We start from the raw sequence: 20,439 nt of genomic DNA on the forward strand, positions 1-20,439 counted from the left end.
CGCGCCCTAGTATCCGCGCGCCGCGTCGACGCCGTCCGGCACCTGGCCGGTCCGCCGATAGGCCCTCAGGTTGGCCGCCACCGTGGCGGCCGCCGAATCCATGTCGGTCGGCCCCGAGACGTGCGGCAGCACCGTCACGCCGGGATGCGACCACAGCGGCGACTCCGCCGGCAGGGGCTCGACCGCGAAGACGTCGAGCACGGCGTGGGCGAGGTGGCCCTTGTCCAGGGCGGCGATCAGGTCCTCGGTGACGACGATCGGTCCGCGGGCGAAGTTGATCAGCGCGGCGCCGGGCTTCAGGGCGGCGAGGCGCTCGGCGTTCACGAGGCCCCGCGTCTCCGGCGTCAGCGGCACGAGGCAGACGAGGATGTCGCACCGGCCGAGCATCGCCGGGAGGCCGTCGGCGCCGTGGAACGTCTCGAGGTCCGGCACCGCCTTGGGACTGCGGCTCCAGCCGACGACGCGGAAGCCGGCTCCGGTGAGCCGCTCCGCCGCCGCGGTCCCGAGCGCCCCGAGGCCGAGCAGGCCGACCGTGGTGTCGGACGGCTTGCGGTAGGCGTGCGGGCGCCAGACCCGGTCCCTCTGCTGGCGGGCGTAGGCCGGCATGTCGCGCTGGAGATAGTAGGTCCAGGCCAGCACGGCCTCGGCCATGGTGCGGGCCATCTCGCGGTCGACGAGGCGGACGATCGGCAGCGGCCGGTCGAAGGCGCCGACGAGCTTCTCCACCCCGGCCCAGAGGCTCTGCACCCAGACGAGGCCCGGCAGCGCCGCGACCTCGGCCGGATCGGGGTTGGCCACGACGGCGACCCGCGCGGCCGCCCGGGCCGCGTCGTCCATCGTCCGGAACGGGATCAGGCGCTCCTCGGGCATGGCCGCCGAGAGGATCCGCAGGTACTCCGCCTCCTGATCCGGCCCCTTGCACCCGACCAGGGCGATCGCCTCCGCCATCTAAATCCTCCGCACCTTACCGCTCGGCCCGTCCACGCGCGGGCGAAGCAGGCGCTGTGCCTGACGGGATCCGGATCGTCGAGATGGGTCGGGCGCCGGCTCCGTCAGCGCGCCTCGATCAGCGCCGGGTAGACGAGGCGGACGTTGCGCCGATCCTCGGGGATCGCGGTCTCCGCCCGCTTGCGGATGCTGCCGGTCGTCGCCGCCACGACGGGCTCGGTCGGCCGCAGGCGCCAGCGCTCGGCCGCCTGGATCGCGACGCGGGGCTTCGGCCGTTCGAGGTGCCGGTCCGCGCCCTCGGTGGGGGCGGTCGCGAGCCCGCCGAGCGTCATCGCGGCCAGCAGGGCGTACCGGGGCCAGGATCGGCGGGGACGGGCGGGACTGGAAGGCATGGGAGGGGCACCGCGTGGACCTCCCTGTTCTGCGCCGCGCACGTGAAGACGAAATCGAACCGAATCGATTTCCAACCCGTTCCCAACACCTGCCTACAGTCGCGGTAAATGCCCGCTGTCCAGGCACGGTTAAACAGGTGAATCGGGAGGACACGCGGACATGGCGAGCAAGGTCGAGGGGGGATCCGGGACGCCGGAGCGCGCGGAGATCGGCCGCGTGATCGACACCGACATCTCCGCGCGCCTGGACCGGCTGCCCTGGGGCCGCTTCCACGTCCTCGTGATCGTAGCGCTCGGCATCACCTGGGTGCTGGACGGCCTCGAGGTGACGCTCGCCGGCTCCCTGGTGGGCGCGCTGCGCCAGCCGCCGATGTCGTTCTCGGAGTTCGACGTCGGGCTCGCCGCCTCCTGCTATCTCGTGGGCGCCGTGACCGGCGCGATCGGCTTCGGCTGGCTCACCGACCGGATCGGCCGGAAGAAGCTGTTCTTCATCACGCTCGCCCTCTACCTCGTCGCCACGGCGGCCACCGGCCTGTCGTGGAACATCTGGAGCTTCTGCTTCTTCCGCTTTTTCACGGGCGCGGGGATCGGCGGCGAGTACACGGCGATCAACTCGACCATCCAGGAGCTGGTCCCGGCCCGGGTCCGCGGCTGGACCAACCTCGTCATCAACGGCTCGTTCTGGATCGGCGCGGCGCTCGGCTCGTTCATGTCGATCGTGCTCCTGAAGCCCGAGGTGATCGACCCGGCCTGGGGCTGGCGCGTCGCCTTCTTCACCGGCGGCGCCATCGGCCTCGTGATCCTGCTCCTGCGCACCTGGATCCCCGAGAGCCCTCGCTGGCTCGCGACCCACGGCTACGCGGCGGAGGCCGACCGTGTCGTGACCGGCATCGAGAAGCGCTTCACCGACGAGGGCGTGACACTGCCGCCGGTGGACGAGAGCAAGCGCATGAAGGTCCGCACCCGCGACCACACCCCGCTCTCCGAGGTGTTCAAGGCGCTGTTCGTGACGAGCCGCAAGGAGACCATGGTCGGCCTCGCGCTGATGATCGCGCAGGCCTTCTTCTACAACGCGCTGTTCTTCACCTACGCGCTGGTGCTGGAGCGCTTCTACCAGGTGCCCGGCAACCATGTCGGCTGGTACCTGCTGCCCTTCGCGCTCGGCTCGTTCCTCGGCCCGCTGCTGCTCGGGCGGCTGTTCGACACGATCGGTCGGCGCAAGATGATCGCCTTCACGTACGGCATCTCGGCGCTGCTGCTCGCCGCGGTCGGACTGCTGTTCCGCCTCGAACTGCTCGGGCCGGTCGGCCAGACCGCGGCCTGGATGGTGGTGTTCTTCTTCGCCTCGGCGGCGGCGAGCTCAGCCTATCTCACGGTCTCCGAGACGTTCCCGCTGGAGATCCGGGCGCTCGCCATCGCGGTCTTCTACGCGGTCGGCACCGGGATCGGCGGCGTCTCGGGCCCGCTCCTGTTCGGCACGCTGGTCGAGACCGGCTCGCGCGACTGGGTGCTGTTCGGCTACGGCCTCGGCGCGGTGCTGATGCTCATCGCGGCCATCGTCGGAGGCATCTGGGGCACCGCCGCGGAGGGCAAGTCCCTGGAGGAGGTCTCGAAGCCGCTGGCGGCGGCCTGAGGGCGGGCCCGGCGCGACAGCGGGACGCGCGCGGAGCGGAGCCGTCCGGCCTCGCTCCGCGCCCGGCCGACGCCGCCGCGGGCGCTCACGCCCCCTTCCGCCACACCTGCCCGTGGTAGACGAACTTGGCGCCCTCGTTCGCCAGGGCCGCCAAGCCCCGGAAAGCGGGGTCGTGGACGGTGATCACGCTGGTCGGGATCTGGCGCATCATGGCGGCGAAGGGCGCCTTCTTCTCGAAGGCGGTGCGGAAGCCGCTCTCCTCCAGCACCTTGAGGATCCGGGGCGCGATGCCCCCGCCGATATAGACCCCGCTCGTCGCCAGGAAGGTCAGAGCGAGGTCGCCGCAGACGCGTCCGAGCACCCGGCCGAACAGCGCGAGCGTCTCCGCGGCGTGCGGATCGGTGGCGTTCAGACCGGCCTCGGTGACCGCGGCCGGCTCGATCTTCTCGTGCGGCTGCCCGGTCCGGACATGGGCGACGGCCGCGTGGAGGCGCGACAGGCCCGGCCCCGACAACACCGTCTCCACGGTGATCCGGTCCTCGACCCGCTCCAGCGCGTGCCAGACCTTCTCCTCGAAGGCGTCGGCCGGGCCGATATCGGTGTGGCCGACCTCGGTGGAGACGATGGCGAGATGCGCCGCATAGGGGACCAGCGCGGCCGCGCCGAACCCGGTCCCGGGGCCCAGCACCACGCGGGCGCCGCCGGGCACGGGGGGACAGGGGCCGACCGGCGTGAGGTCGTGGGGCTCGATATCGGCGGCGCCAGCCGCCACCGGCACGTAGTCGTTGACCACCATCGCCGAGGAGAGCCCGAAATCCTCGGCGATGCGCTGGCCCGCGATCTTCCAGTGCGCGTTCGTCAGCTGGATCTCCGGCCCGTCGACCCGGCCGGCGATCGCCAGGATCGCCGAGCGCGGTGCCGGGCCGCCACCCTTGGCGAGCGACGCCTTGATGGCGCTCGACGGATCGGGATGGTCGGCGGTCGCCTCGTGCGCGAGGAGGCGGGGCTGGTCGCCGGACGTCTCGATCAGACCGAACCGCGCGTTCGTCCCGCCGATGTCGCCGACCAGAACCGGAAACTCGAACATCGCAACATGCCCCTGCTCTCTGGCCCGCCGCGACGGGACTCGCGTCCAGCACGGCTCCGGCGATTCATCGGCCGCGCGACCCCGCGCGGGCAAGTCCGAATCGGCGGCATCCGCCGCTCAGGATTGCGCGATCGTCTTGTCACGCGCCCGGCCGATCACGCCGAGATGGGTATCGCCGAAGCCGCTGCCGTATTTGAGACCGTAACCGAGGGTGCGGTCGAGGCCGATATGGGCCAGCCAGATGAGGACCGGCCCGACGGCCTCGGGGCGGCCTGAAGCGATCGCCAGGGACAGGCCGACGAGCGGCAGCGCGAGCGTGTGGGCCGCGTTGTAGAGCACGGCGCCGACCACGGGACCGGCCGCGTAGCCCAGCATGCTCAGGTCGGGGACGAAGAGCAGCGCCGCGAAGAGCCACCACGACGGCCCGAGCCAGCCATAGGCGAGCAGGGCGGCGACGAGGATGCAGCCCCCCTCCAGCCGCAGCAGCAGGCGCGGCCAGCCCGTGACGGAACGCCCCGACATCGCGATCTCCCCTGAACGGCGCGGCGCGTCAGGCCGGCGGCAGCGCGTCCGGGTCGATCGCGCCCCCGGCAGCCCAGTTGCTGAGCAGGGCACGGACGGCGGCGGGGTCGGGCAGGCGCCGCCGGGCGACGGTCTCGCCGTCACCGACGCGCACCGCGACGCCGCCATCCTCGTTGATCGACGCGAAGGCGATCTCGTCGGTGCGGTCGTCGCCGAAGAAGACGGGGACCCGTCCGGCGTAGGGCGCCTGCGCCATGAAGGCGCGGATCGCGTGGGCCTTGGTGGCCTGCGCGGGGACGATCTCGCCGACCGCCTTGCCGAGCTGCAGGCGGTACTCGGCGCCGAGCGCCTCCGCCGCGCCCTTCACCAGCGTCTCGGCCCGCAGGGCATCGTCCGGGTTCGCGAGCCGCCAGTGGACCGCCACCGAGGCGCCCTTGTCCTCGATCAGGACCTGCGCGAGCGCGGCGGTCTCGGCCTGCAGGCGCGCGACCTGCCGGCGCAGATCCGGATGGTCCTCCGCGCGGCCGCCCGTGAGCGCGCCGGCGACCCGGCGCTCGACGCCGTGGAGACCGGCCGCATCCAACCGGGACGGCGCCAGGAAGCCGTCGATCACTGTGACCGGCCGGCCGGTGACGATGGCGAGGGCGCCGTCGAGTCGCGCCCGGAGCCGCTCCAGATCCTCCACGAGGCCGGGCTCGACCCGCACGGCGTCCGGACGCGGCGCGATCTCGGCGAGCGTGCCGTCGAAGTCGAGGAAGAGGGCGATGTCCATCGCGGGGGATCCCGGGCTCGAGTGTCGGCGACGGGCTAGCACGGGCGCGCCGGACGACAAACGCCGGCAGCACTGCCCTATCTGGATCCGAAGCGGCACAGCACGAGGTTCTCCATGCGCGGATCGCCCTTCCGGCCCGTCCCCGATCCGGTCAGACCCGGCGAGGAGAGCGTCTGGGACTATCCGCGGCCGCCCCGGCTCGAATCCGTCCCGGACCGGCTGCGGGTCGTGCTCGGCGGCCGCGTCATCGCCGAGACGGGCTCCGGGTTCCGGGTGCTCGAGACCTCGCACCCGCCGACCTACTACCTGCCGCCCGCCGACATCGCGGACGGGACGCTCGTGAACCGGCGGCGCGGCGGGATCTGCGAGTGGAAGGGACAGGCGGTCCTGTTCGACGTGCGCGGCGGCGACCGTCTCGTGCCCGGGGCGGCCTGGGCCTACCCGGATCCGACCCCGGATTTCCGCGCGATCGCCGGCTACGTCGCGTTCTACGCCGGCCCCATGGACGCCTGCTTCGTCGGGGCGGACCCGGTGACCCCGCAACCGGGAAGCTTCTACGGTGGCTGGATCACGCCCGGCATCGTCGGCCCGTTCAAGGGCGGTCCCGGAACGATGGGCTGGTGATTTCGTCCCCCGCCCCTTCTACGTTCGCGGAAAGCCACCACGAGGAGACCGCATGACCGCGCTGACCGAGACCGATCCGACCGGCGCCGGGTTCAGCCCGGAGGGGCTCGCCCGGATCGTGCCGTGGATGGACCGCCTCGTCGGCGACGGCCGGCTGGCCGGACTGTCGGTCACCGTGGCGCGGCGCGGGCGCATCGCCTTCGCGCGCGCCTGCGGGCAGGCCGACCTCGCCCGGGCAACGCCGTTCACCCTCGACACGGTCACCCGGATCTACTCGATGACCAAGCCGCTGACCTCGGTGGCGGTGATGCAGCTCTACGAGCAGGGCCTGTTCCAGCTCGACGATCCGATCTCCCGGGTCCTGCCCGAGTTCGCCGAGATGCGCGTCGCCGTGGGCGGCAACCGGGCGAAGCTCGAGACCGAACCGGCCCGCCGGGCGATCACCGTGCGGGACCTGCTGACCCATACGGCCGGGCTGACCTACGGCTTCATGGAGGCGACCCTGGTCGACGCGCAGTACCGTGAGCAGGGCGTCGACTTCCTGGCGCGCGAGGGCACCCTCGCCGAGATGACCGCGCGGGTCGCGAAGCTGCCGCTCCTCGCCCAGCCGGGCAGCGCCTGGAACTACAGCGTCGCCACCGACGTGCTCGGCCAGTACGTGGCCGCGCTGACCGGCCGCCCGTTCGCCGACCATCTCCGCGACGCGGTGATCGGGCCCCTCGGCATGGTCGATACCGACTTCCACGTGCGACCCGAGCTGATGCCGCGCTTCTGCGCCACCTACGCGTACGACCGCGCGCGGCAGCTGCGCCTGTTCGACGATTCCGTGGACACGGCCTTCGCGCGCCCGCCCGCCATCGCGTCGGGCGGCGGCGGCCTCGTCTCGACGACGGCGGACTATCAGCGCTTCTGCCGGATGATCCTCAACCGGGGCACCCTCGACGGCGCGCGCCTGCTGGGCCGCAAGACGGTCGACCTGATGCTGGCGAACCACCTGCCGGGCGACCTGGCCGCGATGGGCACGCCGCGCTTCGCCGAGACCTCCTACACCGGCATCGGCTTCGGCCTGGGCTTCTCGGTGATGCTCGACCCCGCCCGGGCCCAGATCCTCGGCACGCCCGGCGAGGTCGCCTGGGGCGGCCTCGCCTCGACGGCGTTCTGGATCGACCCGGCCGAGGACCTGTCGGTGGTGCTCATGACGCAGCTCGTCCCGTCCTCGGCCCTGCCGATCCGGCGCGAGCTGCGCGTCCTGACCTACGCGGCCCTGGCCGACTGAGGGCCGGCCACGCGCGGGTCCGCGCCGGTCACTCCTCCTTGGGCGCCTCGGCGGCCGGCTTCTGAGCCGGCTTCGCGCCGGCCTTGGCGGTCGGCTTCGGGGCGGCGGTGGCGTATTCGGGATCGCTGCGCGGACCGTTCGCACCGTTGGTCGGGCCGGGGAGCTGGCCCGGCGCGAGATCGGTCACCTTGGTCCAGGTCTGCGACTTGCACAGGAACGCGATCAGGCAGCCGCGCACCGTCAGCTCGCCGGCCGTCTCGGTCCAGATGGTGACGTCGTAGGACTTGCCGTCCTCGGAATTGTAGATCTTGCCCTCGTAATGGGCGTCGGCATTCGGCTTCAGGCCCAGGATCAGCTGGTGTCCGAGGGACGGCCGGGCCTGCTTCTTGGGATCGGGGTTCTTGAAGTCGATCCGCGGCTCGCCCTTGTCGTTCAGCGGGACCTTCAGCCAGACCACGTATCCGCACAGCCGGTCACCCGCGGTCCCGCACTTCTCGAGGCGCACGCGCGCGCGGCCGTCCTCGGTGAGATAGGTGCCGCTGGGATCGGTCGGCGTCTTGGCCTGGGCCGTGCCCGCCAGCGCCGAGAGCGCCAGGATCGCGAGCGGCGCTACCCGGCGACCGATCGATGTAAACCGCATACCCGAACTCCCATCCCTCGCGAGTCGTGATGGAGCCTTGACCGCCCGTCCTCGCGTGTGCCGCTTCCGCGCAGGAAGGATCGCTCCCTCCGCGTCATCGCGCCCGCGCCGAGAACCGGACGGCGTGCGCGTCATGCCCGCCCTCTCCCGCGCGAAGTTGTCCGCATCATGACAACTCAGCCGGGGCTCTGGACGGGAATCGACCCGGCGATACTGGGATCGGTGCGCGTTGGACGGTCAGATCCGGGTCGGCGGAAGGCTGCGGCCGGGTCCGAGGCTGCGCTGCATGAGCGTCACGTCGAGCCAGCGCCCGTGCTTGTGGCCGACTCCCGCGAGCGTTCCGACGGGCGTGAAGCCGAGGCTCGCGTGCAGCGCGATCGAGGCGGGTGAGCCGCTCTCGGCGATGATGGCGACCAGGGTCCGGCAGTCGATCTGCTCGCTCGCCGCGATCAGGGCGGCGAGCAGGCGCCGGCCGACTCCGCCGCCGCGGGCCGTCCGGGCGACGTAGATCGAATCCTCGAGGGTCGAGCGATAGGCGGCGCGCTGGTGATAGGGGCCGGCATAGGCGTAGCCCGCGACCGCGCCGTCCCGTTCGGCCACGAGGTAGGGAAAGCCGCCCGCGCGCAGCACCTCGAAGCGGCGCGTCATCTCGGCCAGCGTCGGCGGCTCCGTCTCGAAGCTGGCCGTGCTGGAGGCGACGGCGTCGCCGTAGATCGCCGCGATGGCGGGAAGGTCGGCCTCCGTGGCCGGGCGTATCACGTCTGTCACGGCCGCAGGTTACGAGAGGCGGCGCGGCTCCGGCAATCTGCCCCGCACGAGCCGGGCGCGGCTCGATCCCGCTGACGGTGGCGGAGCCTCGGCGGGACCGGCGCCTCGGCGCAGATCCCGCACGGCTCGAGGATGCGATGACTTACTCGGCGGCGGACATCTCGGCCGTAAAGTGGCCGCACCAGTCCTTCGAGGCCACGACCGGCCAGAGACCCTTCGACTCGGGGGCCGGCTGGCTGACCGGCGGATTGAAGCGGCAGAGGCCCTCGTCACCCTGCGCCTGGGCACCGTTGAGCTTGTGATCGTCGAAGAAGCGGCAGCTTTCGCAAGCGGCGTTCGCGGAACCGGCCATCGGGTCTCTCCATCGGGTATCTCGGAGGGAGGGGACCGCCTCGGCGGCGCGCCCTCCACAGTTCTTAATTAGAATAGCTCGAAAGTAAGGTCAACGGCCGGCTTGCGCGGGGCTTGCGGGCGGCCGAGCGCGACGCGGTGCGAAAGGGTGGAGCGAGGGCGACTGGAGACGTGGACGCGCGGGCGGTCCGGGTCGGCGGTCGCCGCGCCGACGGTCCCGTCATCTGGGTGAGAAGGTCAGGTGCCGCGCGAACCGATCTCGCTGGCGCCATGGCGCAGAACGCAGCGAAGCCGGATTCCGCTGGGAATCCGGCTTCGGAGAAGCGGCGATGACGTGGTCATCACCCTCTGGTCGATCCGATCGCCGTCAAAGTAGACGGCGTCGGGACGGTCAGCCCTGCTTGGCCTTCTTGTTGGCGTTGTGGTGACCGATCGCGCAGCCCGCGGCCGCGCCCATCTTGCCGTGTCCGGCCATGTGCCCGGCGACGCCGCCGCCCACGGCGCCCTTGAGGCAGCCCTTCGCCTGGGCGGGCGCGCCGGCCAGCAGGCCCGCGACGGCCAGGGCGGAAACGAGTGCGATCCGATTCGTCATCGAGACATCTCCTGTCGTTCCTGCGGCAACCGGCGGCCGGCCCCACCCGTTCCGGCGCCGACGCGACAGGGCCGCGCGCCTCTCGGAACCGTGACCCCTCAGCGCGCGAGCCCGGCCACGAGCCGCACGAGATCCGACTGGCGCGTCGCTCCGGTCTTGGCGAAGATCGCCTTCAGCTGCGAGCGCGCGGTCGCCGCGGTGATCGCGAATCGCGAAGCGGCTTCGGCCAGCGAGATCCCGCTCGACAGCGCCCGGGCGAGGCGCGCCTCCGCCGGGGTCAGCCGATAGGCCGCCTGGAGGATCGCGGTCGCGGGCGCGGCCGGGGCCCCGGGCACGCTCCCGAGGAGCAGCGTGCTCGCCCCGGCGAACAGGCCGCGGCTCGGCCCGACCAGCGGCACGACGTGGATCACGAGCGGCGGCCCGTCCCGTCGCGCGGCGACGACCACCGAGATCGGCGGGCGGCCGGAGGGCCGCGCCAGGGCTTCGAGCTGCCGCGCGGCGTCCGGATCCTCCGCGGTGAGGCGGCCGCCCGCGAGCTTCAGGTCGCGCCCGAGGAGGGCGCCGAACGCGTCGTTCCAGCGGAGCGCCCGTCCGTCGGCGTCGAGGATCAGGGCGGCGCGGTCGATCAGCTCGAAGGCCTGCGTCAGCCCCGCGAGCCGGGCCCGCTCGACCATCGACGTCAGCAGGCCCGCGCGCTGCAGGAGCGGCGACAGGGTCGCGAGGCGCCGCTGCTCGTGCAGCTCGTACGGTCCCTGCTCCACGGTCCGCTGCAGGGAGAGGCACCACAGGCGTCCCTTCACGGAGAAGCCGATCCCGGCGAACCAGCGCAGGCCGCGGGAGGCCAGCAGGTCCTGGTAGAAGGGCAGGCGCGCGATCTCCTCCGGCGTGGTGAAGTCCTGATCGACCGCGATCCCGCGCGTCCGCATGAGCGGGATGCCGCGGAGGCGATGGTCGTCGCGGTGCCAGCCCTCGTCGAAGTAGCGGCGCGAGGCGTCGGCGAGGGAGGCGGTGCAGAGCGATTCGAGGCCGGTCCGGTCGGAGCGCAGCAGCAGGGCGCCCTCGCTGCCGGACGCCCGCACGACGCGCTCGGCCAAGTCAGGCCAGCGCGCGGGATCGATCACGGCCTCCTCGAGGTCCTCCCGGAAGCCGGACTCCAGGTCGTCGTGCAGGCGGGCGAAGAGATCCGGCCTCACGCCCGACATGTGACGCGCCTCCGCCGTGCCGGATACTGGCGCTCCGCGCCGGCTCGCCGAACTCTCGTCCTCGCTCGGTACGGCTCCATACCGTCGAACTATAGATCACGTTCTTAAATCCGGGCAAGCATCCCTCTGATTACAGGTTTAGATCGGCGGGAGCGTGCGCGGGACTTGTCGGGAGACGGCACCGCCGCGGCGGGATCCGCGCGTCGACCCGCCGACGGTGGGAACGACGGCGCCCCGGCCGCGCACACGCGTTCGGCCTGCGCCGGAACCCGCCCCCCTCTCCGGGGCGGGCGAGGCTCAGCACTTTGCCACGGCTCGCCAGACACAACTTCTGATAGAGTTGCCGAGAGCCGGGTTCAAGCCTCGTTAACCAAGCTTGGCGATTGTATCGCGGTGCGCGGTTCGATCACGAGTTGTGATGGGACGAGCGCGCTCGAGCAGGATGCGGCTGAAGGTCGATGGCGTTTACCCTGTCTGCGTTCCTCGGTGTCGCGCGACGGCGGCCAGGCCGGCCATCCGGTGCCGCGGCGGTCGCGCTCGCGCTCGTCGCCTGCGCGCCGCTGCTCGCCGGCTGCAGTTCCGGGCGCCCGCAGAGCGCGGCGCGCTCCGGCCTCGACGTGGCTCAGACCGGCTCGGTCACCGAGGGCCTCCCGGCCGCGCTGGTCGCGGCCGCCCAGGAGGAGGTCGGGCGGACCATGCGCCTCGGGCTGGCGAACTACCGGCTCAACGTCGGCGACAACCTGGAAGTCTCGTTCCTGATCGATTCCAGCGTCGTCCAGCCGACCTACCGCCTGAACCCGAACGACGAGTTCGACGTCGATTTCCGCACGCACCCGGAATACAACCGTACGGTGATCGTCCGGCCGGATGGCCGGATCTCGCTGCCGGGCAAGAACGGCATCAAGGTCGCCGGCCTGTCGCCGGAGGCGGCCGCCGCGCTGATCAAGAGCACCTACGACGACGTGCTGATCGATCCGGTCGTCACCCTGATGCTGCGCCGGTTCCGCACCGTCACCGACGATTTCCGCGACCTCACCCAGCGGGCCGACATGGGCCGCGTGAAGGTCCTGGCGATCGAGCCGGACGGCAAGATCAACCTGCCGATGGTGCCCCCGGTGCAGGCGGCGGGCCGGACCGTCCACGAGGTCATGGGCAGCCTGAACGCCGCCTACAAGCACCAGCTGGCCTCGGTGACGACCAGCGTCCGGCTCGCGAGCCTCGTCCCGGCCAACACCATGGTGTTCGGCGAGGTCCGCGCGCCGGGTCCCGTCACCCTGCAGGGGCCGCGGACGCTGGCGCAGGTCCTGGGCTCGGCCGGCGGCGTCCTGCCGACCGCGGCCGGCGAGGCCGTGCGGATCATCCGCTTCGACGCCGAGGCGGCCGGCAGCGTGCGCATCGTCGACATCGGCCAGCCGGGCTTGGCGGACTCGATCGTGGTTCCGCCCAACGCCACCGTCTACGTACCGCCCTCGCTGCTGGCCAAGACCGCCCGCGCGGTGGACCTCGTGGTGCGCCAGATCCTGCTCTTCAACGGGACCGGCTTCGGCGTGAACTACATCACCGGCCCGTCCGCCAGCACCTCCACCAGCGCCACCGTGAGGTCCGGCACGTGAGGCAGAGCGACCTGACCGCCGCCGACGCGGTCGAGGGCCCGGCCTTCGACCTCCGCGACGCCCTCGCGGCCCTGTTCCGGCACATCCGGCCGGCGCTGCTGATCCTGGTCGCGGCGATCCTCGGCGCCGGGATCTACCTGCTGCTGACGCCGGCCGAGTACACGGCCGACGCCAAGCTGATCATCCGGCTCGGCCGCGAGAAGGCGGGCGCCCCGCTCCAGGGCGGCGCGAACCAGAACTACATGTTCTCGGAGCGCGCGCAGAACGTGAACAACGAGATCGAGATCCTGCGCGATCCCAGCATCGTGCGCGACGAGTTCGCGACGCTGAAGGCGATCACCCCGACCGGCGACCTCGGGCCGCCCCCGGCGGACTGGACCGACTGGCTGATCTACCAGGGCCGTCAGGCCGTGCGGAGCGCGAAGGCGGTCAAGACCTGGATCGTCGACACGGTGCGGATCCCGTTCGAGGCGGTGGGCCTGCTGCGCCACCTGACCCCGGACGAGAAGCTCTACGAGGCCTATCTCGCGGCGTTCAAGGTCGTCTTCGTGAAGGAGACGGACGTGATCCTCACGGGCTTCACCTGGACGGACCCGCACTTCGCCGCCCAGGCGCTGAACCGGCTGCTCGACGCCTACAAGCGCCGCCACGTGGAAGTCTACGCCGACGAGACTCCCGCCTCGTTCTACCAGAGCAAGCTGGAGCGCGCCCGGGCCGACCTCGCCGCCATCGACGCGCAGCTCTCGACCTACCTCAAGGGCAACAACACCGCGAGCTTCGAGATCGAGCAGCAGAACGACCTCGGCACCCTGGCTGACCTCGCCAAGCAGAAATCGGCGGCGCAGATCGAGCGCGAGGTGGTCGAGACCCGGCTCAAGCGCACCCGCGAGGCCGGACCCGACCGCTGGCAGCCGACGCCGCCCGACGCGGACCCGACGGTCACGGCCTTCGACCAGCGCTGGGCGGACCTGCGGACGAAGCGCGCCGAGCTGGCGGTGCGGTTCCGGCCGACCGCCCCCGAGTTCGTGAGCCTCGATCGGGACCTCGCGGCCCTGGCCCGACAGAAGTATCAGGCGCTCCTCGCCGCCGACACGGCGAAGCTCGCCATCCTCGCCGAGAAGATCCAGAGCATCACGGGGATCGAGCAGACCCGCCGCCGGGCGGCCATCGGCCAGAGCGACGCGGCGCTGGCCTACGGCCGGCTGACCCAGCAGAAGGGCCTGCTCACCGACGAGATCACCGAGACCCAGAAGCGGATCGACGCTCTGAAGACCGGCACGGGTCTCGACGCGCAGGCCGTCACCTCCTCGGCCCTCGTGGCGCGCGCCGTGCCGCCGCGGCTGCCCTCCGGCCCGAACCGGCCGCTGATCCTCGGGCTCGCGGCCGGTCTCGGACTGCTCGCCGCCCTGGCCTACGTCGCCCTCGCGGAGATCCTGGCCCAGACCTACCGCAGCGCGTCGGAGGTCGCCCGCTCGCTGCGGGTGCCGGTGCTGGCCGCGGTGCCGCTGCAGACGGGAGCCGCCGCATGATCGCCGCCGCCATCGCGCCGAAGATCGATCCGGCGATCCTGGAGCCGGCCCTCGTCCAGCTCACCCGGCACGAGGCGCGCGTGCGCCGGGTCGGCGTCACCGCGGTCCAGCCCGGCGAGGGCGTGAGCACCCTCGCGCGTGAACTCGCCGGCGCCTACGCCCGGCGGGGCCGCAGCGCCGTGCTGATCGAGGCGAACTGGTCCCGCCCGTCGCTGGCGGAGTCCTACGGCCTGACCGGCCAGCCGGGCTTCGCCGACATCGTCGCCGGCACGGTCGCCCCGAGCCGCGGCGTCCACCCGGTCGCCGACAACCTCAGCGTCGTGCCCGCGGGCAGCCCGTCGGCCATCCGACAGGCGACCCTGGACGACGGCCGCGTGGAGGATTTCCTGGCGCTCGTCGACGACCGCTTCGAGCTCGCGATCGTGGATTGCGAGCCGATCACCGAGATCGGCGACGCCGCCGCGCTCTCCCCCTTCGTGGACGGCTTCATCGTGGTGATCGGCGCCGAGCGCACCCGTCGGGCCGTGGCGCAGCGCGCCCTGGCCGACCTCAAGGCCGCCGGCGGGGCGCCGCTCGGCGTCGTCCTGAACCGCACGCGGCGGCCTATCCCGCGATGGCTCTACCGGTGGCTCGGATGAGCGCGGCGCCCGTCCGCGCGCTGCGGGTCCTGCCGCTCGCCGGGATCGGCTTCGCGGCCGCGGCCGGGGCGATCGCCCTGAGCGCGGCGCCGCTCAAATTCGCCGTCGTCGGCCTCGCGGCGGCCTTCGGCGCGGTCGGCGCCCTGATCGTCGGGCGGCTCTATCGCCTCACGCCGCTCCTGCTCGTCGCCCTCGCGGTCGGGCTGACGGTCAAGCTCGACGTCAGCTTCCTCCAGCATTTCGAGGCCGTCGGGCAGTACCTGCCGAGCATCGGCGGCGGCGCCGGCCTGACGGTGAGCGTCGCCCTGCTGGTGGCCGCGGCGCTGATCGTCGCCAAGCTCACCGGACTCGGGGAGGACGCCCCGGGCCTGCGGCTCGACCGGCCCCTCGTGCTGACGCAGCTCGGCTTCCTGATCGCGGGGCTGCTCTCGCTCTCCAACGCCACCGACCCGGCCTATCTCTGGTTCGACACGTGGCGCTTCGCCGGCCTCCTCCTGGTCTCGGTCGCGGTCTCGAACCTGTCCGAATCCGACATCCGGACCCTCGCGCTGGCGATCTGCGCCCTCTGTCTCGTCCAGACCGCGGTGGCGGGCCTGCAATACGTCTCGGGCTCGGAACTCGGCCTGTCGGTGCTGGGCGAGGAACAGATCGTCGAGGAGAACATCAACTTCTCGGCCCAGCGCCGCGCCGGCGGACTGAAGGTCCACCCGAACATCCTCGGCTACTATTACGAGTTCGTCTGGCCGCTCGCCCTGGCGCTGGCCCTGTCGCGCGGCCCGCTGCTCCTGCGCCTCGCGGGGGCGGCGGGCGCCGCCTCGGCCCTGGTCGGCGTGGTCCTGACCCTGTCGCGCGCGTCCTGGCTGACCTTCCCGGTCTCGGCCGCCCTCCTGATCCTGCTGGTCTACCGCGACCGCGTGTTCTCCCGGACGAGCCTGATCGTCCTCGGCCTGCTGGCGGTCGTCGGCGCCGTCGCGGCGCTCTACGCCGGCCCGCTGATCTGGGAGCGGCTCACCGCCGACGACGGCGGCTCGGCCGCCCAGCGCGGCCCGCTGAACGCCGCGGCCCTCGCCCTGTTCGAGCAGTTCCCGATCTTCGGCGTCGGCCTGAACAACTTCGGCAACCAGTTCGCGGTCCTCGACAGGACCGGCCTGTCCCGGCTCGCCGGACTGTTCGACCGGTCGAACCACGTGGTGCACAACCTGCACATCCTGATCCTCACCGAGGTCGGGGTCGTCGGCTACGCGGCCTTCGCGCTGGTCTTCGGCATCGGCATCGCCCGGGGCTTCCGCGCCGCCCGCCGCGCGCCGGTGGGCGATCCGCTCGCGGCGATCGCGGCCGCCTGCGCGGTCGGCCTGATCGCGCACCTGCTGCACGGGCTGGTCGATCCGGGCTTCCGCCTGAATCTCGGCATCGCCGAGCTGCTCTACACCGGCCTCGGGCTGATCGCCGGGGTGCGGGCGGCGCAGCGGCGCAGGGCCGTCGCGGCGTCCCGGGCGGTCGCGTCGACGGGCCCGATCGGCGCGGCGCGCGCGCGTCCGGAGCGGATCCCCGTGCCGTCCGGGCGTCGCCCCTCCCTCGCAGCGTACGGAGACCGTCCGTGAGCGCCGTCAGCCTCAGCGTCCTGATCGTCACCTACAATGCCGGCCGGGACATCGAGACCTGCCTGGACCTGCTGGCGGCGAGCCGGGTGAGACGCCCCTACGAGGTAATCCTGGTCGACAACGCCTCCACCGACGGGACGCCGGAGCGCGTCGCGCGGGCGTTTCCCTGGGTGCGGGTCATCGCCGAGCCGACCAATCACGGCTTCGCGGGCGGCAACGCGCGCGCGCTGGAGCACGCGCGCGGCACCGCGATCCTGCTCCTCAACCCCGACGCGTTCCTGCACGACCCGGACGCGCTCACGGGCCTCCTGGACCATCTCGACACGCATCCGGATGTCGGGGCGGTCGGCCCGCGCCTGACCTTCCCGGACGGGACGCATCAGGTCGGTGACGCCGGCTACGAGCCGCGCCCCCTCTCGATCCTGGTGCACGCCGCAGGCCTGTCGGGCCGCCTCGGGCTGCGCGGCCTCTACCTCGCGAGCCGCCAGGCCAGGGGGGCGCGGGCCCTCGACGTCGACTGGATCTGCGGGGCCTGCCTGCTCCTGCGCCGCTCGGCGATCGCCGCGATCGGCGGCCTGGAGAGCCCGATGTTCCTCTACGGCGAGGACGTGGACTGGGGCTGCCGCCTGCGCGATGCCGGCCTGCGCGTCGCCTACCGACCGGACATCGCCGTCACCCATCTCCAGGGCGGCTCGGGAAGCGCCCGCTCGGCCCGCTGGCTCGACGGGCTGGCGGCCATCTACAGCCTGCGCAATGCCGGGCGGCTCCTGTCGTCGCCCGCCTTCTTCTCCGGCCCGCTCCGGCTCGGCTTCACCCTGCGGGCCGTGGCCTACGGTCTCGCGGCCCGGCTGCGCCGGCAGCCGGACCTCGCCCGCAAGGCCGAGGACATGCGCAGGTTCTCCGGGCACCTGCGCAGTCTTCGTCTCCGACCGCGATGAACCGTCACGGCCGTTTGCGGATGAACACCATGTGGTAGCCCTTGAAGGGACCCGGCGTGAGCCGGAACAGCAGCTCCCAGAACTTGCCCAGGACGATGTTCTCGCCATGATAGAACGGCTGCCCGTCGAAACTGTAGGTGAAGTGCTCGAACCGGTCAGTTGGGAAAAGCCGCTTCCGCGCCGCCTCCGTGTTCATCGTGTAGAGCGGCACGAACGAGTCGATCTCGACCCGCCGCGGCTCGACGAGGCGCAGCACCCGGGCGTGCAGCCGCTTCGGCACGAGCCGCGCCCCGATCCCGACATAGCCCCAGCGGTTCGGCGTCCAGGCGCAGAGCCAGCCGCCCGGCGCGAGCACCCGGCCGAGTTCCGCCGCGGTGACCTCGGGGTGCTCGATATGCTCGAGGACCGAGAAGGCCGAGATCAGGTCGAAGCTCCCGTCCGGAAATGGCAGCACCCCGTCGTGACCGATCAGCCGGACCTCGTCGGCCGACCGGTTGCCGAGGACCGCCTCGTCGACATCGCAGGCGACGACCTGGGCGCAGCGCCCCCGGAAGTCGCCGAGGCTTCGGCGCAGTGGGACCGGGTCATCGCTCCACTTGCCGCGCCCCGCGCCGAACTCCATGACCCGCATGTCGGAGCGGAGCAGCGCGTTGACGCGCACGATGTACTCCATCCGGTGGTCGTGCCGGGAATAGCCCCCGGCTCCCATCTCCCGGAACAGACGCTGTTCGACCGTGACCATGCCTCAGGCTCCTCTGAACGTGCTGCGCCGACGGCGCATATGAAATCCGGGGGATCGGGCGGGCGCCCGACGGTGGCGATCCTCGGCACCCGCGGGGTGCCGGCGGCGCACGGAGGGTTCGAGACGCTGGCGGAGCGCCTCGCGCTGGAGCTCGTGGCGCGCGGCTGGCGGGTCGAGGTCTATTGCCAAGTGCGCGAGCCGGCGCCGCCAATGGTCTGGCGCGGGATCCTGCTGATCCCGGTCGCGGTCCGGGGCGACGGCGCCGTCTCGACGATCGTGTTCGACCTGAAATGCACTCTGCGGGCGGCGTTCCGGCCGGCCCTGCCCCTCGTGCTCGGCTACAACACCGCGGTGTTCTCGCTGCTCTACCGGCTGACCGCCAAGCGCAGCGTGATGAACATGGACGGCATCGAGTGGAAGCGCGACCGCTGGTCGAAGCCCGCCAAGGCCTGGTTCTGGCTGAACGAGCGGCTCGGCAGCCTGTTCTCGACCCACCTCGTGGCGGACCATCCGGAGATCGCCCGGCACCTCGCCCGCCGGACCTCGGCCGCCCGGATCACCACCATCGCGTACGGCGCCGACCCGGTGCTGGAAGCCTCGACCGAGCCGCTGGCGACGTTCGGCCTTCGCCCGCGGGATTACGGCCTGCTGATCGCCCGGGTGGTGCCCGAGAACCTCGTGCTCCAGATCGTCCGGGCCTGGAGCGAGGTCCGGCCGGGCCTGCCGCTGCTCGTGCTGGGCAAGCTCGCGGAGTCCGACCCGTACCACCGCGCCGTCCGCGCGGCGGGCGGCCCGGACGTGATCTTCGCCGGCGCGATCTACGAGGCCGAGCGCGTGGCCGCGCTCCGCTTCCACGCCCGGTTCCACATCCACGGCCACACCGTGGGCGGGACCAACCCGTCGCTGGTCGAGGCGCTGGGGGCGGGCTCGCCGATCCTCGCCCACGACAACCCGTTCAACCGCTGGGTGGCGGGGCCGCAGGCGCTGTACTTCGGTGACGAGACCGAGCTGCGGCGGGGCATCCTCGGCCTGGTGCGGGCCGGGCCGCGCCGCCTCGAGGTCATGGGCGAGGCGTCCCGTCGCCGCCACGCCGAGGCGTTCACGTGGCGCGGCATCTTCGACGCCTACGAGCGCGTGCTGCGCCGCCAGCTGGCGCCCAGGCGCCAGGGCCGGGAGGCCCGGCCGGCCGTCCGCCGGGAGCACGGGCGCGCGTGAGCCGGGCACCGGCCCGGCGCCTCCGGTTCTAGCGCCCACGGCCCGCCTCCGGGCCGCGCCCGCCGCTGCGGAGCTGCCGCTGGACCAGCATCGTCACGGTGCCGGCCGGGACGTCCCGGAGGCTGCAGACCCCGATCCCGATCGTCGCGCCCGCGCCGATGGCGACCGCCCCCTGCACGGCGGCGTGCGCGCCGACCACGGCGCCGTCGCCGAGATGGGGGCCGTCGGCGGGGAAAGGCTGGCTCGGGAAGACCCAGTCCCGCGGCCCGACCAGGGTGCCGGGCAGGAGCGTCAGGTCGGCGCCCCCGGTGCCGCAGAAGGCGACCCGCGCCGGGTGCGGCACGAACAGCCCGGGCCCGAGGCGCGAGCCCGGATGCAGGCAGGCGCCGGTCAGCCGCAGGGACAGGTCCGCCACCAGGGCGGCGCAGCGGCGCCAGCCCCGGCCGTGCAGCAGGTGCGCGGTCCGGTGGAGGATCGCCACCTGCATGGCCGGCAGCGTGAGGTGCATCGCGCGCCGCAGCCGCGAGGTCGGCTTGCCCCCCGTCGTCTGGCGCAGGACGCGGGCGAAGTCGGCCGCCAGGAGGCGCCGCAGGCCCGGCAGGGTGACGTGGTCGGTCATCGGGCCGCTCACGCCGCGACCCCTCGGCCGGGAAGCGGCCGCCAGGGCTGCGGCATGACCTCCTCGTCGGCCTGGACGGGCTTGAGGATGGTGGTCCGCGGGCCGATCCGGGCCCGGTCACCGATCGGGACGGCGCCGAGCACGATGGCGCCGGCCTCCAGGACGACGTCGTCGCCCAGCACCGGCAGGCCGGGGCCGCCGCCGATGTCCTGGTCGGGCTCCTTCAGCAGGCCGCCGATGGAGGCCTGGATCCCGAAGGCGGCGTCGCGGCCCACGGCGCCGGCGATGACCGTCCCGTAGGGCTGCGGCAGGAACAGGCCGCCGGCGATGCGGCTGGAGGGCGGGATGTCGGCGCCCGTCCACCAGCCGTTCACCAGCCACAGCAGCCACGCCGCCATCCGCCAGCCGCGCTCGTGGGCGTAGCGGGACAGGCGGTAGAGCCAGACCGCGTGGTAGCCCCGGCGCAGGCGGGCCGGTCCGCCGCCGCGGCGGCGCCAGTGATCGCGGTCGGCGGACAGGGCAGCCCGCACCTCGGCCCACCGGAGACGCCCCGCCTCCGCGTCCACTCCGCGCGAGAGACGCAGATCCGGTCCAGCGGCTGTCTCGGACATACGCAGTCCTCCGGTTTTTCCCAACGCGACAACTCTGCAACCATAAATTGAGCTTGCGGTTGCAAGCCATACGCAGCCTGCCACGATGCAATCGTAGGTCGCAGTTTTCAGTCAGGCTTCACCGAG

22 protein-coding genes are annotated in these 20,439 nt (G+C 72.6%); 9 read left to right on the forward strand and 13 right to left on the reverse strand.

Annotated features, from left to right (window positions below):
- Positions 1-6: 6 nt before the first annotated feature.
- On the reverse strand, positions 7-948 hold the full coding sequence (locus ACX9MN_RS20555; protein ID WP_489725285.1) for a 2-hydroxyacid dehydrogenase: 942 nt from the start codon (positions 946-948) through the stop codon (positions 7-9).
- A gap of 104 nt (positions 949-1,052) precedes the next feature.
- A complete protein-coding gene (locus ACX9MN_RS20560; RefSeq protein WP_244492186.1) occupies positions 1,053-1,340 on the reverse strand; it encodes a hypothetical protein in 288 nt (95 codons plus the stop codon).
- Positions 1,341-1,500: 160 nt separating this feature from the next.
- Here ACX9MN_RS20560 and ACX9MN_RS20565 point away from each other — a divergent pair, with 160 nt between their 5' ends.
- Complete coding sequence (locus ACX9MN_RS20565) at positions 1,501-2,973, forward strand: MFS transporter (protein ID WP_489725286.1); 1,473 nt, start codon at positions 1,501-1,503, stop codon at positions 2,971-2,973.
- A gap of 85 nt (positions 2,974-3,058) precedes the next feature.
- On the opposite strand, the gene ACX9MN_RS20570 is transcribed toward ACX9MN_RS20565, so the two are convergent.
- The 3 genes from ACX9MN_RS20570 to otsB form a co-directional block, all read right to left on the reverse strand.
- Positions 3,059-4,060 carry a glucokinase gene (locus tag ACX9MN_RS20570; protein ID WP_489725287.1) on the reverse strand — a complete coding sequence of 334 codons (1,002 nt, stop codon included), beginning with the start codon at positions 4,058-4,060 and terminating at the stop codon, positions 3,059-3,061.
- Positions 4,061-4,177: 117 nt separating this feature from the next.
- Positions 4,178-4,582 (reverse strand): DUF4260 domain-containing protein, encoded by a 405-nt coding sequence (locus ACX9MN_RS20575; protein ID WP_091679013.1) that lies wholly within the window; start codon positions 4,580-4,582, stop codon positions 4,178-4,180.
- A gap of 28 nt (positions 4,583-4,610) precedes the next feature.
- A complete protein-coding gene (gene otsB, locus ACX9MN_RS20580; RefSeq protein WP_091925265.1) occupies positions 4,611-5,354 on the reverse strand; it encodes a trehalose-phosphatase in 744 nt (247 codons plus the stop codon).
- A 114-nt stretch (positions 5,355-5,468) separates the two neighbouring features.
- Here otsB and ACX9MN_RS20585 point away from each other — a divergent pair, with 114 nt between their 5' ends.
- Together ACX9MN_RS20585 and ACX9MN_RS20590 are read left to right on the forward strand one after the other, a co-directional pair.
- Positions 5,469-5,978, forward strand: a complete 510-nt coding sequence (locus tag ACX9MN_RS20585) for a DUF427 domain-containing protein (RefSeq protein WP_489725288.1) — start codon at positions 5,469-5,471, stop codon at positions 5,976-5,978.
- A 52-nt stretch (positions 5,979-6,030) separates the two neighbouring features.
- Positions 6,031-7,254 (forward strand): serine hydrolase domain-containing protein, encoded by a 1,224-nt coding sequence (locus ACX9MN_RS20590; RefSeq protein ID WP_489725289.1) that lies wholly within the window; start codon positions 6,031-6,033, stop codon positions 7,252-7,254.
- Between the two features lie 28 nt (positions 7,255-7,282).
- Here the strand turns inward: ACX9MN_RS20590 and ACX9MN_RS20595 are convergent, their stop codons facing one another.
- The 5 genes from ACX9MN_RS20595 to ACX9MN_RS20615 all read right to left on the reverse strand — a co-directional run bounded on the left by ACX9MN_RS20595 (position 7,283) and on the right by ACX9MN_RS20615 (position 10,807).
- Positions 7,283-7,894, reverse strand: coding sequence for a DUF2147 domain-containing protein (locus tag ACX9MN_RS20595; protein ID WP_020090565.1), 612 nt, complete (start codon positions 7,892-7,894; stop codon positions 7,283-7,285).
- Between the two features lie 237 nt (positions 7,895-8,131).
- Complete coding sequence (locus ACX9MN_RS20600; RefSeq protein WP_020090566.1) at positions 8,132-8,662, reverse strand: GNAT family N-acetyltransferase; 531 nt, start codon at positions 8,660-8,662, stop codon at positions 8,132-8,134.
- A gap of 142 nt (positions 8,663-8,804) precedes the next feature.
- Positions 8,805-9,014: a hypothetical protein gene (locus ACX9MN_RS20605; protein ID WP_020090567.1), complete on the reverse strand. Its 210-nt coding sequence runs from the start codon at positions 9,012-9,014 to the stop codon at positions 8,805-8,807.
- A 390-nt stretch (positions 9,015-9,404) separates the two neighbouring features.
- Positions 9,405-9,605 (reverse strand): hypothetical protein, encoded by a 201-nt coding sequence (locus ACX9MN_RS20610; protein WP_489725290.1) that lies wholly within the window; start codon positions 9,603-9,605, stop codon positions 9,405-9,407.
- A gap of 98 nt (positions 9,606-9,703) precedes the next feature.
- Positions 9,704-10,807, reverse strand: a complete 1,104-nt coding sequence (locus ACX9MN_RS20615) for a helix-turn-helix transcriptional regulator (RefSeq protein ID WP_489725291.1) — start codon at positions 10,805-10,807, stop codon at positions 9,704-9,706.
- 458 nt (positions 10,808-11,265) lie between these two features.
- Here ACX9MN_RS20615 and ACX9MN_RS20620 point away from each other — a divergent pair, with 458 nt between their 5' ends.
- Genes ACX9MN_RS20620 through ACX9MN_RS20640 form a run of 5 tightly spaced genes read left to right on the forward strand, consistent with a single transcriptional unit; the run spans position 11,266 to position 17,126 of the window.
- Entirely contained in the window at positions 11,266-12,420 is a 1,155-nt protein-coding gene (locus ACX9MN_RS20620) for a polysaccharide biosynthesis/export family protein (RefSeq protein WP_091679028.1), read from the forward strand.
- Entirely contained in the window at positions 12,417-13,949 is a 1,533-nt protein-coding gene (locus ACX9MN_RS20625; RefSeq protein ID WP_489725292.1) for a GumC family protein, read from the forward strand. Before ACX9MN_RS20620 ends, ACX9MN_RS20625 begins: the two co-directional genes overlap by 4 nt.
- Positions 13,946-14,587, forward strand: coding sequence for a CpsD/CapB family tyrosine-protein kinase (locus ACX9MN_RS20630; RefSeq protein ID WP_489725293.1), 642 nt, complete (start codon positions 13,946-13,948; stop codon positions 14,585-14,587). Before ACX9MN_RS20625 ends, ACX9MN_RS20630 begins: the two co-directional genes overlap by 4 nt.
- Complete coding sequence (locus ACX9MN_RS20635; RefSeq protein ID WP_489725294.1) at positions 14,584-16,188, forward strand: O-antigen ligase family protein; 1,605 nt, start codon at positions 14,584-14,586, stop codon at positions 16,186-16,188. The genes ACX9MN_RS20630 and ACX9MN_RS20635 overlap by 4 nt, the downstream gene beginning before the upstream one ends.
- A complete protein-coding gene (locus ACX9MN_RS20640) occupies positions 16,185-17,126 on the forward strand; it encodes a glycosyltransferase family 2 protein (protein ID WP_489725295.1) in 942 nt (313 codons plus the stop codon). Before ACX9MN_RS20635 ends, ACX9MN_RS20640 begins: the two co-directional genes overlap by 4 nt.
- A gap of 4 nt (positions 17,127-17,130) precedes the next feature.
- Here the strand turns inward: ACX9MN_RS20640 and ACX9MN_RS20645 are convergent, their stop codons facing one another.
- A complete protein-coding gene (locus ACX9MN_RS20645) occupies positions 17,131-17,868 on the reverse strand; it encodes a class I SAM-dependent methyltransferase (protein ID WP_091977703.1) in 738 nt (245 codons plus the stop codon).
- A gap of 39 nt (positions 17,869-17,907) precedes the next feature.
- Here ACX9MN_RS20645 and ACX9MN_RS20650 point away from each other — a divergent pair, with 39 nt between their 5' ends.
- A complete protein-coding gene (locus ACX9MN_RS20650; RefSeq protein WP_056531829.1) occupies positions 17,908-19,083 on the forward strand; it encodes a DUF1972 domain-containing protein in 1,176 nt (391 codons plus the stop codon).
- A gap of 28 nt (positions 19,084-19,111) precedes the next feature.
- Here the strand turns inward: ACX9MN_RS20650 and ACX9MN_RS20655 are convergent, their stop codons facing one another.
- Positions 19,112-19,702 carry a hypothetical protein gene (locus ACX9MN_RS20655; protein WP_056531827.1) on the reverse strand — a complete coding sequence of 197 codons (591 nt, stop codon included), beginning with the start codon at positions 19,700-19,702 and terminating at the stop codon, positions 19,112-19,114.
- Positions 19,703-19,710: 8 nt separating this feature from the next.
- A complete protein-coding gene (locus tag ACX9MN_RS20660) occupies positions 19,711-20,313 on the reverse strand; it encodes a serine acetyltransferase (protein WP_100250708.1) in 603 nt (200 codons plus the stop codon).
- Positions 20,314-20,439 lie beyond the last annotated feature (126 nt).

Source organism: Methylobacterium sp. 1A, from assembly GCF_058072805.1.